This window comes from Streptomyces endophyticus, from assembly GCF_035798155.1.
Classification (GTDB): Bacteria; Actinomycetota; Actinomycetes; order Streptomycetales; family Streptomycetaceae; genus Streptomyces; species Streptomyces endophyticus.
In genome coordinates, this window is sequence record NZ_JAOZYC010000025.1 from 1 (window position 1) to 11,922 (window position 11,922).

Below are 11,922 nucleotides of genomic sequence, written 5' to 3' on the forward strand. Positions count from 1 at the left end.
CCGGTGGCAGGCGCGAACTCCAGGGCGTCGTCGCCCTCGGCGTCCGTCACCCACGCGACGTGTTCCTCGCCGTCGACGCGGAAGGTGTGCGGCAGCCGGGCCCGGACGCCCGGTTCGGCGGCGAGCGCGCGGGCGGGGCCCGAGCGGTGGGTCACCCAGTGCACGGCGCCGCGTACGTTCACGGCGCTGCCGCGTCCGGTGTGGTCGGGGGACGCGGCACCGAACCAGTTCGCGGCGTCGACGGGCCGCGGCTGCAGGTCGACGCGCTGGCCGCCGAGGCGGATGTCGAGCCGGCGCGCCTCCACGCCCTCGTCGAGCCCCTCGACGATCCACAGCTCACCGGCGCTCGCGTAGACGACCCGCGCGCCGTCGGTGGCGGCGTGCCGTGCGTAGAAGCCCTCCACCGACGTGTGCCGCCGCAGCCCGGTCCCGTCGGGGAGGGACGAGTAGAGCGCGCCGACGCCCTCGTAGTCGGAGAGGAACGCGACCCGGTCCCCCACCCACATCGGGCACTCGATGTTCCCGTCGAGCTCGGCGTGCAGGCGCCCGAACTCGCCCGCCGCTCCCTCGCCTTCGCCACCCCCGTCGATCCACAACTTGCCCGCCGTGCCGCCCCGGTACCGCTTCCACCAGGCGGCCTCCCGCCCCATCGGCGCGGACAGCAGCAGGACCCGGCCCTCGGGCCCGAACGCGACGCCGCCCACGGGCCCGTACGGCAGCGTCTCGGCGGGGCCGCCGTCCAGCGGTACGGCCCGCGCCCAGCTGCGGCGCAGCGAGGCCTGGCCGTGCGTGGTGGTGGCGAGGACCCGGCCGTCGGGCGTCCAGCCGCGCACGTTGGTGGTCCAACTCCCCCAGTGGGTCAGGCGCTTCGCGGACCCTCCGGCCACCGGGGCGATGTGCACCTCCGGCGCACCGTCGCGGCGCGAGGTCCAGGCGACCGTCTCACCGTCCGGGGAGAGCCGGGGGTGTGCGACGGGCATGTTGTCGGCGCTGACCCGCCAGGCGCGGCCGCCGTCGAGGGGTGCGGCCCACACGTCGTCCTCGGCGGTGAAGACCACCAACTCGCCGTGCAGGTGCGGGAACCGGAGGTACGCAGGAGTCGTCACCCGGCCCAGCCTAAATTTGGCCGCGCCCGACGTCAGCCCGTCTGATCACTTCCCCTTCACTTCCCCTGGAAAGTCGGCGGGGGCGCCGTCACCGTGACGGTCTCGGTGACCGTGCTCGTGGAACCCGGTTGCGGCTCCTGGGGCTTCGGGTCCTGCGAGGGCTGCGGCTCCGGGTCCTGCGAGGGTGCCGGTTGCGTGGACGTCGAAGTCCCGTCGGTCGCGGCGCAGTTGCCGAGCACGCCGACGCTGAACCACACCTTGTTGTCGATCCGCCCGATGATCTTGCCGCGCACACACTGGCCGGAGACGACCCCGTAGACCCACCCCTTCACGGTGATGTCCTTGCCGTCTTCGGTCTTTCCCTGGCAGTCGACCTTCACCTCGCCCGTCGTGGCACTTCCGGACGGGGAGCTGCTGTCGTACGTGCCATTGCAGCTGAGCCAGGAGACCTTGGCGTTCTGCCGGTTCAGCTCGTCGGTGGCCACCTTGTCGGTAGTGATCGCGACCGTGGACACATTGAGGTCACCCTCGATCGGCTGACACGCGACGCCCGTGGCGACGACGGCAGCGACGAGGAGCAGCCCGCCGAACCCCCTCGATCCCCGCATGCACGGCAGAATGCCAGCGGACGTACAGGGTCGGTAGTGCGGTTGCAGCCACGATGGGCGCATCCGGCGGACGGGCCGCCTACCCCCAGCGTCCCGTGCGTCCCAGCAGCAACGCCACCGCCGCCGTTCCGGCCGTCGATGTGCGCAGGACGCTCCGCCCGAGCCGTATCGGACGCGCCCCGGCCTCCTCGAACACCGTCAACTCCTCGGGCGATACGCCGCCTTCGGGGCCGACGACGAGCACGATCTCGCCGCTGTCCGGGAGTTCGGCCGAAGCCAGCGCCCCGCTCGGGGCGTCCCAGTCCTCGTGCAGCACCGCCGCGAAGTCCGCCCCGGCGAGCAGCGCGGCGACCTGCTTCGTCGTCGCGGCCTCCCCGACGACCGGAAACCGCACCCGCCGCGACTGCTTCCCGGCCTCCCGCGCGGTGGCCCGCCACTTGCCGAGCGCCTTGAGCCCACGGTCGCCGCGCCACTGCGTGATGCACCGGGAGGCGGCCCACGGCACGATCGCGTCGACGCCTGTCTCGGTCATGGTCTCCACGGCGAGCTCGCCCCGGTCACCCTTGGGCAGCGCCTGTACGACGGTGATCCGCGGCCGCTCGTCGGGCTCCACCCGCACCGGCCCCGCCTCGACCACGAGCCGGTCCTTGCCCTCGCTGCCGGTGACGACGGCCTCGCACCACGAGCCGAGCCCGTCGGTGAGGGTCACCGTCTCCCCGGCCCGCAGCCGCTTCACGGAGACGGCATGCCGCCCCTCGGGCCCGTCCAGCACGTACGCGCGATCGCCGGGGACGTCCCCCTCGACGACGAAAACCGGAGCGGTCATCAGGCGACGCCCCGCTGCGTCAACGCGGCCCTGGCGGCGTCGAGTTCGGCGGCGAGCACCTCCACGAGCTGCCCGGCCGGAAGCTCCCGCGCGAGCCGGTGCCCCTGCCCCGCCCACAGCGCCATGCCCTGCGGGTCACCGGCCTTGGCTGCGGCCTTGCGCAGCGGCGACGTCATGTGATGGACCTGCGGGTACGCGGCCGGGGCGTAAGGGCCGTGCTCGCGCATGAACCGGTTGACGAGCCCACGCGCGGGCCGCCCGGAGAAGGCGCGCGTCAGTTCGGTCCGGTTGAACAGCGGATTGGTCATGGCCTGCTTGTGCGGCTCCGGCGCCCCGGACTCCGGGGTGACCAGGAACGCGGTGCCGAGCTGCGCGAAATCGGCGCCGGCCGCGAGCACCGCGGCGATCTGCGCGCCGCGCATGATCCCGCCGGCGGCGATGATCGGCAGCTGCACGGCCTCGCGCACCTGCACGATCAGCGAGAGGAGACCGACCCCGCTCCCGTCGGCCTCGGGGTTGTCCCGGTGCGTGCCCTGATGCCCGCCGGCCTCGATCCCCTGTACGCACACCAGGTCGGCGCCGGCCTCCTGCGCGGCCTGCGCCTCCTCCACCGTCGTGACGGTGACCCCGACCTTCGTGCCGACGCGCTGCAGTGCCTGGACGACCGCGAGCCGGGGGCAGCCGAAGGTGAAGGTGACCAGCGGCACGGGGTCGTCGACGAGGATCGCGAGCTTGGCGTCGTAGCCGTCGTCGCTGCAACTGTCGGTCTCGCCGAGCGGGGTGCGGTACCAGGTGGCCTCGCCCGCGAGCTGGTTGCGGTAGACCTCGACGACGGCCGGGTCCGCGTGCTCGGTCTGCGGCATGAAGAGGTTGACGCCGAACGGCCTGCCGGTCAGCGCCCGCACCTGTTTGATCTCCTGGTACATCCCGTCGGCCGTTTTGTACCCGGCGGCGAGGGACCCGAGTCCGCCGGCCTCGGCCACGGCGGCGACCAACGCGGGTTGCGAAGCGCCGCCCGCCATGGGGGCCTGCACGATCGGAAGCGGGGAGAGATCGGTCAGTGCGGAGGACATGAGCGCATCGTGCCATGTCGCCCGCGACCGTCCGAATCGACCTCTCCGCCCACCCGCGCCTCAATCGCCGCAGGGGCTTGATCTATCAAGCCCCTGCGGCGATTGAGCAGCGGGGTCCGGGGCAGAGCCCCGCGACCGCAACGCCGGTTCGGCATACACCTGCGGCTCAACGGCCGTTGAACGCGTCCTTCAGGCGGGAGAAGAGCCCCTGCTGCCCCGGCTGGAACTGGCCCGTGGGCCGCTCCTCGCCGCGCAGCTTGGAAAGCTCCCGCAGCACCCGCTCCTGCTCGGCGTCCAGCTTCTGCGGCGTCAGGACCTCGACGTGCACGATGAGGTCGCCGCGGCCACCGCCCCGCAGATGCGTGATGCCGCGCCCGTGCAGCGGGACCGACTGACCGGACTGCGTGCCCGGCCGGATGTCGATCTCCTCCGTGCCGTCGAGCGTCTCCAGCGGCACCTTGGTGCCGAGGGCCGCCGCCGTCATCGGGATGGTGACCGTGCAGTGCAGATCGTCGCCGCGCCGCTGGAAGGTCGGGTGCGGGAGTTCGTGGATCTCCACGTAGAGGTCACCGGCGGGGCCGCCGCCGGGGCCGACCTCGCCCTCGCCCGCGAGCTGGATCCGCGTGCCGTTGTCCACACCGGCCGGGATCTTCACCGTCAGGGTGCGACGCGACCGGATGCGGCCGTCACCGGCACACTCCGGGCACGGCGTCGGGACGACGGTCCCGAAGCCCTGACACTGCGGGCACGGCCGCGAGGTCATGACCTGGCCGAGGAAGGACCGCGTCACCTGCGAGACCTCACCGCGTCCGCGACACATGTCGCAGGTCTGCGCGGAGGTGCCGGGTGCGGCGCCCTCACCGCTGCAGGTCGTACAGACCACAGCGGTGTCGACCTGGATGTCCTTGGTGGTGCCGAAGGCGGCCTCGTCCAGCTCGATCTCGAGCCGGATCATGGCGTCCTGGCCACGGCGCGTACGGGACCGGGGTCCGCGCTGCGACGCCGTGCCGAAGAAGGCATCCATGATGTCCGAGAAGTTCCCGAACCCGCCGGCGCCGAAGCCACCGGCCCCGCCGCCTCCGCCGGCCTGCGACAGGGGGTCGCCCCCGAGGTCGTAGACCTGCTTCTTCTGCGGGTCGGAGAGCACCTCGTACGCGGCGTTGATCTCCTTGAAGCGCTCCTGAGTCTTCGGGTCCGGATTCACGTCCGGGTGAAGCTCACGCGCCAGCCTTCGGAAGGCCTTCTTGATTTCGTCCTGGGAAGCGTCTCGGCGCACGCCTAGTACGGCGTAGTAGTCCGTGGCCACTTACGACTCCGCCAGGATCTGTCCGACGTAACGTGCCACTGCGCGTACTGCTCCCATCGTTCCCGGGTAATCCATGCGGGTCGGGCCGACCACGCCGAGCTTGGCCACTGCCTCGCCGCCCGAACCGTAGCCGACCGACACCACGGATGTGGAGTTGAGTCCCTCATGGGCATTCTCGTGACCGATACGTACGGCCATGCCCGAATCTCCCACCTCACCAAGCAACTTGAGGAGCACGACCTGCTCTTCGAGTGCCTCCAGAACGGGCCGGATGGTGAGGGGAAAGTCATGTCCGAAGCGGGTGATGTTGGCGGTTCCGCCGATCATCAGCCGCTCCTCGGTCTCCTCGACGAGTGTCTCGAGGAGAGTGGAGAGCACCGTGGTGACCGTGCCCCGGTCCTCCTGCTCGAAAGCCTCCGGCAGGTCCTGCACCAGCTGCGGTACGTCGGCGAACCTGCGGCCCGCGACGCGGCTGTTCAGCCGGGCCCGCAGATCCGCCAGGGACGTCTCGCCGAACGGTGCCGGGCAGTCGATCATCCGCTGCTCCACGCGCCCGGTGTCCGTGATCAGTACGAGCATCAGACGGGCGGGCGCGAGCGACAGCAGCTCGACATGGCGCACGGTGGACCGGGTCAGGGACGGGTACTGGACGATCGCCACCTGCCGCGTCAGCTGCGCGAGCAGCCGCACGGTGCGTCCGACGACGTCGTCGAGATCGACGGCGCCGTCCAGGAAGTTCTGGATGGCGCGCCGCTCGGGCGCGGCCATCGGCTTCACGGCGGTGAGCTTGTCGACGAAGAGGCGGTACCCCTTGTCGGTGGGGATGCGCCCGGCACTGGTGTGCGGCTGGGCGATGAATCCCTCGTCCTCCAGGGCCGCCATGTCGTTGCGCACGGTCGCCGGCGAGACCCCGAGCTTGTGCCGCTCGGTGAGCGCCTTGGAGCCGACGGGCTCCTCGGTGCCGACGTAGTCCTGGACGATGGCGCGCAGCACTTCGAGCCTGCGTTCATTGAGCATCGGCGCACACCTCCAGAATCATTCGCTGCGATCGTCCTGCTTTGGCACTCCCTGTCCGCGAGTGCCAATCGTCCCCGGCTCAGTGTACGGCCGGTGGGTACGGGCCCGGCAAGGGCGCTAGCGTCGAGGTATGGAGTTCGCGCAGCGTATCGATTGGGCATCGGCGGGTTGGGAGAGGCTCGCGCCGAATGTGGGGCGAGTGCGGCTGCCGGGGCTCGACTGCACGAGCGGCCTCGTGGTCGGTGAAGATGCGGCGCTTTTGATCGACACCGGATCCTCACTCCGTGAAGGCGTCCGGCTGCGCGCCGACGCCCGTGCGCTCCTCGGGGCGCACCGGCGAGTGACTCATGTCGCACTGACCCACCCGCACTTCGACCACGTGCTCGGCACGGCCGCGTTCGCGGGGGTCGAGGTGTACGGGGCGGTGGGCATCGACGCCCTCTTCGAGCGCGGCGCCGAGGCGCTGCGCGCCGACGCCGTGCGGTACGGGATCGCCCCGGACGCCGCGGCCGAGGCGGTCGACGTCCTCGTCACCCCGCCGCACCGGGTGTGCGGCGAGTGGACGCTCGACCTGGGCGGCGGCCTGACGGTGCTGCTCGCGAACATCGGCCCGGCGCACAGCGGCCACGACCTGGCGGTGCTCGTCCCCGGCAGCCCGGAGATCGTCTTCTGCGGCGACCTGGTGGAGGAGTCGGGCGAACCGCAGGCGGGCCCGGACGCGGCGCCGGGCCACTGGCCCGCGGCGCTGACTCGGCTCCTCGACCTCGGCGGCGAGGACGCGGTGTACGTTCCGGGGCACGGTTCGGCGGTGAATGCGGAGTTCGTCCGCGCGCAACGCGCCACATTGGCGACGCGTTTCGGCGTGTCGTAGTCCTGTCCTGCGCTCTTCTCTTATCGTCGCTCGAATGCGCCAGTACACCTCTGACCTGACTCCTCCGTGGAAGCGGAACAAGCCGGCCCCCGAGGTGCCGGCCGAGCCCGACCTCGTCGTCGAGGAGGTCACCACGGGCTTCTGCGGAGCGGTGATCCGGGTCGAGAAGACGGCGCAGGGTCCGACGGTGACCCTGGAGGACCGCTTCGGCAAGCTCCGGGTGTTCCCGATGGAGCCGCGCGGCTTCATGATCGACGGCAAGGTCGTCACCCTCGTACGCCCCTCGGGACCGGCCCCGGCCCGCCCCTCCCGGAGCGCGTCGGGATCGGTGGCGGTCCCCGGCGCCCGCGCCCGGGTGGCCCGGGCGGGCCGCATCTACGTGGAGGGCAAGCACGACGCCGAGCTCATCGAGCGGGTCTGGGGCCACGACCTGCGCATCGAGGGCGTGGCGGTGGAGTTCCTTGAGGGCGTCGACGACCTCCCGGCGGTCGTCTCCGACTTCGCCCCGGGCCCGGACGCGCGGCTCGGGGTGCTGGTGGACCACCTGGTGCAGGGCTCGAAGGAGTGGCGCATCGCCCAGTCGGTGACGAGCGAGCACGCGCTGGTCGTGGGCCACCCCTACATCGACATCTGGGAGGCGGTGAAGCCCTCCTCCGTGGGCATCGAGGCGTGGCCCCGCGTCCCGCGCGGCCAGGACTGGAAGACGGGCGTGTGCCGGGCGCTCGGCTGGCGGGTGGCGAACACGGGCGAGGCCTGGCAGCACATCCTGTCGCGGGTCCACTCCTACAAGGACCTGGAACCGGCGCTGCTGGGCCGGGTTGAGGAGCTCATCGACTTCGTGACGGCCCCGGAGTAGCACCCGCGAAATGCCTGAGCCTTGGGCAATCTGCCGCCTTGGGCGGCAGGGTGGGCAAGGCGGCCCCCGGTGCCGCGCAACGGAAACGGGGGCGTGACGTCAGTCGACCAGGTCCCGCACGACCCCGTCCGCCAGCAAACGCCCGCGCAGCGTCAGCACGGCCCGGCCGGCGGCGAACGGCTCCGCCTCCAGCAGCCCGTCCCGCAGCGCGCCCCGCGCCGCCACGAGCCCGTCCGCCTTCAGCAGCTCCAGCGGACACCCGTCACGGAGCCGCAGCTCAAGAAGGATCCGCTCGACCCGGCGGTCCTCCTCCGCGAGCACCTCCCGCCCGGCCCCGGGCGACCGCCCACCCGCGAGCGCCCCCGCGTACGCCCCCGGGTGCTTGACGTTCCACCACCGCACCCCGCCCACATGCGAGTGCGCGCCGGGCCCGGCCCCCCACCAGTCGGCCCCGCGCCAGTACAGCTCGTTGTGGAGGCAGCGCCCGGCCTCGGACGTCGCCCAGTTCGACACCTCGTACCAGTCGAACCCGGCCGCTCCGAGCACCTCGTCGGCGATCAGATAGCGGTCCGCGTGCACGTCGTCGTCGGTCATCGGCACCTCGCCGCGCCGGATCCGGCGCGCGAGCTGCGTGCCCTCCTCGACGATCAGCGCGTACGCGCTGACGTGGTCGGGCCCCGCCCCGAGCGCCGCGTCCAGCGTGGCCCGCCAGTCGTCGTCGCTCTCGCCCGGCGTGCCGTAGATGAGGTCGAGGTTCACGTGGTCGAACCCGGCCGCCCGCGCCTCCGCGACACAGGCCTCGGGCCGCCCCGGCGTGTGCGTACGGTCGAGCACCTTCAGCACGTGCTGCCGGGCGCTCTGCATCCCGAACGAGATCCGGTTGAAGCCGCCGGCCCGCAGCTCCGCCAGGTACGCCGGGTCCACCGACTCCGGATTCGCCTCGGTCGTGATCTCCGCGTCGTCCGCGAGCCCGAACTCGTCGCGGACCGCCCGCAGCATCCGTACGAGGTCGGCGGCCGGCAGCAGCGTCGGCGTACCGCCCCCGACGAACACGGTGCGGACCGGGCGCGGGTCGTCGCCGAGCACCTTGCGCGCGAGCCGCACCTCGTCGACCAGCGTCTCCGCGTAGTTGTCACGGGACGCGAGGACGCCGCCCGTGCCGCGCAGCTCGGTGGCCGTGTACGTGTTGAAGTCGCAGTAGCCGCAGCGCGTGGCGCAGTACGGGACGTGCAGGTAGAAGCCGAGGGGTCGGGACGCGGTCCCGGCGAGGGCGGACGCGGGCAGCGAACCGTCGTCGGGCACGGGCTCACCATCGGGAAGTGCGGAAGGCATGACCCCATTGTCCCGCCTCCGCGACCGACCGGGTCTCGCCGGGCGCCGACCCGCTCACTGCGCCTGGAGCACCAGCAGCGCCAGGTCGTCGTCCGGCGGGCTGTCCCCGAAGGCGTGCACGAGCCGCCGGATCCGCTCCGCGAGCAGCGGCGCCGTCAGCCCCGCGCACCCGGCGAGCGCCTGCGCGAGCCCGTCACCGTCGTCGAACTGGAGGGCCCCGCGGCGCCGCTCCGTCACCCCGTCGGTGACGCCCAGGAGCGTGTCCCCGGTGCCCATCACGAACGTTTCGCTCGTGTAGTCCGGGTCGTCGACGACACCGAGCAGCACCTGCGGCGCAGCCGCGGCGACGACCTCCCCGCCGGGCCGCATGAGCAGCGGGAGCGGATGCCCGGCGGAGGCGAGGGTGCAGAGCACGCCGTCCTCGGTGGGGGTCAGCTCTCCGTAGAGGAGCGACAGGAAGCGGGAGGTGGAGCCCTCCGGTGGCACGCCCCTGCCGTCGGCCGCGGCGAGCGCGCGGGCCGCGGCGTCGGAGGCCTCGGTCGCGTCGTCGAGCAGCAGCCGGTTGAGCCGGTCGAGGACCTGCGAGACCTGGTACTCCTCCCGCGCGAGCAGCCGCAGCCAGGGCCGTACGAGCCCGATGACGACGGCGGCCTCGGGGCCCTTGCCCTGGACGTCGCCGAGCGCGAAGCACCAGCGTCCTGCGCCGGCCGGGAACACGTCGTAGAAGTCGCCGCCGGGGCCGCCCGCCTCCTTCGGCTCGTAGACGAGGGCGCTCTTCATGCCGGGGATCTCGGCGATGGACGTGGGCAGCAGGCCGCGCTGCAGGATGCGGCTGATGGTGGCCTGCCGGGTGAAGCGGCGGGCCGCGCTGACGGCGAGGGCGACGCGCCGGCTGAAGTCCTCGACGAGCCCGGTGACCTCGTCGGGGAAGCGGTGCAGCCCGGCCCGCCCGATCAGCAGGATGCCGAGGGCGCGGCCGCCCGCGGAGAGCCGGTAGGCGACCGCCGAGCCCGTGTCCTGGGTGACCGGGCTGCCCTGCGCGTCGAAGGGCCAGGGCACGGGGACGGCGCCGGAGAGGCGGTCGGGCAGCCGCGGGGGCTCCTTCTCCAGGAGCCCGCGGAGCTCCTCGATGCGGTGTTCGTGGGTGTGCCAGACGCGGGCGAGCCGGGGCAGCTGCATCGGTCCCGCGCCCAGCACGTCGTGCTCGACGACGCCCGGCAGGCCGCGCCCCTCCTCCTCGTAGAACCAGATGGCGCACCAGTCCGCGAGCCGGGGCACGAGGAGCTGGCCGACGAGCGCGGCGACCATGTCCTCGTCGAGCTGTCCCGCGAGCAGGTCGGAGGCCTCGGCGAGGAAGGAGAGCGCGCCGCGGTTGATCCAGTCGAGGTCCTGGGGGGCGCGCCGGGACGCGGGCGTCAGGATCTCCGCGGCGCGCAAGCCCCTCTGCAGGCTGCGCACGCGGGCCGGGCTGTCGGGAATTTCCGCGGCGGGTGTCGGGGCGTCGGCGGGGATGCGGGCCCAGACGGTCTTGGTGCCGTGACCGTAGGTGATGCCCCACAACTCGGCGAGGGAGGCGACGAGTTGGAGTCCGCGGCCGTATTCGGGGGTCTCCGGTGAGCGGAAGGCGCGGTCGTTGCGGACGGCGCGGGCCGGGTGCCGGTCAGTGACCTCGACGACGAGTCCGGCGGTGGCGCCGCCGTCCGGGGCGGCGTCCTCCAGGCGGCACAGGAGGTCGACTCCGGTACCGGCGTGCACGACGGCGTTGGTGACGAGTTCGCTGAGCACGACGGTCGCGTCGTCCACGAGGCGGCCGTCGAGGGTCAGGAGCGCCGACAGCTCGGGCAGTTCGGTCCATTCGGCGAACGCGGCCCGCAGGAAACGGCGGGCTGCCGCGGGCGCGAGCGGGTTTCCCGGCAGCGACGTGCGCGCGACGACCGGCCCCCAGGTCGGCTGGTCCGGCGCGTCCTGGGCGCTGAAAACGCTCTCCCGCTGGATCGGAATGGAACCCACGTTTCGGCTCCTGAGTAGTTGTGGCAAAGACGCCTCAGGCGACACCGACAGAGTGACAGACTGACCACGCCCATAAGCGCGGAGTTACCTAAGTAGGCCGCTATGAGTGAGAACAGTGGTATGCGTGCACCTCAGAAGGGCTACGGTGACGAAGCCATCCGTCCGAGCGATCTCCGGCCGTTACTGGCCGCGCTGACGGCTGCCCGGGACGGCACGTTCACGCATGTGCCGATCGCGGCGGACGGGATCGTCGGTGCGCTCGGCGCGACATTCAACCAGCTCGCGGACCGCAGCGTGCACTTCAACTGCGAACTCTCGCGGGTGCGGCGGGAGATCACCCGGCACGGCCGGCTCGACGAGCGCCTGGAAGCGAGCCCGGGGCAGGGCGCCTGGGTGACCCGGGTCGGCGACGTGAACACCATCGTCGACGCGCTCGTCGCACCGACCGCGAACGCCACGCGGGTGCTGGAGGCGGTGGCCGGCGGCGATCTGACCCAGCGCGTCGACCTGCACGACGGGTCTCGTCAACTCCGGGGGGATCTCCGGCGGTTGGGGCGTTCGGTCAACAAGATGGTGGACCAGCTCTCCCTGTTCACCGGCGAGGTGACCCGGGTGGCCCGCGAGGTGGGCACCGAGGGCCGGCTCGGCGGCCGCGCCAAGGTGACGGGCCTGTCCGGGAGCTGGCGCGATGTGACCGAGGCGGTCAACACCATGGCGTCGCGGCTCACGGCGCAGGTGCGGGACATCGCGCTCGTGACGACGGCGGTGGCGCAGGGCGACCTGACACGCACGGTGACGATCGAGGCGACGGGCGAGCTGCTCGAACTGAAGCTGACCGTGAACACGATGGTCGACCAGCTCTCCGCCTTCGCCGACGAGGTCACCCGCGTCGCCCGCGAGGTCGGCACCGAGGGGCA

At 72.4% G+C, this 11,922-nt stretch carries 10 protein-coding genes and 1 pseudogene; 3 read left to right on the forward strand and 8 right to left on the reverse strand.

What is annotated here, in order from left to right; genetic code table 11:
- From OKJ99_RS05640 to hrcA, 6 genes and pseudogenes are all read right to left on the reverse strand, one after another.
- A pseudogene (locus OKJ99_RS05640) lies at positions 1-1,106 on the reverse strand (peptidase S41); the annotation flags it as partial.
- Between the two features lie 56 nt (positions 1,107-1,162).
- Entirely contained in the window at positions 1,163-1,714 is a 552-nt protein-coding gene (locus tag OKJ99_RS05645) for a hypothetical protein (protein WP_326014634.1), read from the reverse strand.
- 79 nt (positions 1,715-1,793) lie between these two features.
- Positions 1,794-2,540, reverse strand: a complete 747-nt coding sequence (locus OKJ99_RS05650) for a 16S rRNA (uracil(1498)-N(3))-methyltransferase (RefSeq protein WP_326014635.1) — start codon at positions 2,538-2,540, stop codon at positions 1,794-1,796.
- Entirely contained in the window at positions 2,540-3,613 is a 1,074-nt protein-coding gene (locus OKJ99_RS05655; protein WP_326014636.1) for a nitronate monooxygenase, read from the reverse strand. The genes OKJ99_RS05650 and OKJ99_RS05655 overlap by 1 nt, the downstream gene beginning before the upstream one ends.
- Before the next feature lie 166 nt (positions 3,614-3,779).
- Positions 3,780-4,919: a molecular chaperone DnaJ gene (gene dnaJ, locus OKJ99_RS05660; RefSeq protein ID WP_326014638.1), complete on the reverse strand. Its 1,140-nt coding sequence runs from the start codon at positions 4,917-4,919 to the stop codon at positions 3,780-3,782.
- Complete coding sequence (gene hrcA / locus OKJ99_RS05665; protein ID WP_326014640.1) at positions 4,920-5,936, reverse strand: heat-inducible transcriptional repressor HrcA; 1,017 nt, start codon at positions 5,934-5,936, stop codon at positions 4,920-4,922.
- Between the two features lie 130 nt (positions 5,937-6,066).
- On the opposite strand from hrcA, the gene OKJ99_RS05670 reads away from it, so the two are divergent.
- Together OKJ99_RS05670 and OKJ99_RS05675 are read left to right on the forward strand one after the other, a co-directional pair.
- Positions 6,067-6,807: an MBL fold metallo-hydrolase gene (locus tag OKJ99_RS05670; protein WP_326014641.1), complete on the forward strand. Its 741-nt coding sequence runs from the start codon at positions 6,067-6,069 to the stop codon at positions 6,805-6,807.
- 34 nt (positions 6,808-6,841) lie between these two features.
- Entirely contained in the window at positions 6,842-7,663 is an 822-nt protein-coding gene (locus tag OKJ99_RS05675) for a DUF3097 domain-containing protein (RefSeq protein ID WP_326014642.1), read from the forward strand.
- 99 nt (positions 7,664-7,762) lie between these two features.
- Here OKJ99_RS05675 and hemW read toward each other — a convergent pair whose 3' ends face one another.
- On the reverse strand, positions 7,763-8,995 hold the full coding sequence (hemW, locus tag OKJ99_RS05680; RefSeq protein ID WP_326014643.1) for a radical SAM family heme chaperone HemW: 1,233 nt from the start codon (positions 8,993-8,995) through the stop codon (positions 7,763-7,765).
- A 54-nt stretch (positions 8,996-9,049) separates the two neighbouring features.
- A complete protein-coding gene (locus OKJ99_RS05685; RefSeq protein WP_326014644.1) occupies positions 9,050-11,005 on the reverse strand; it encodes a SpoIIE family protein phosphatase in 1,956 nt (651 codons plus the stop codon).
- 102 nt (positions 11,006-11,107) lie between these two features.
- Between OKJ99_RS05685 and OKJ99_RS05690 the strand changes: the two genes are divergently transcribed.
- Positions 11,108-11,922 (forward strand): HAMP domain-containing protein (locus tag OKJ99_RS05690; RefSeq protein WP_326014645.1); only part of this gene is annotated, 815 nt, incomplete at its 3' end.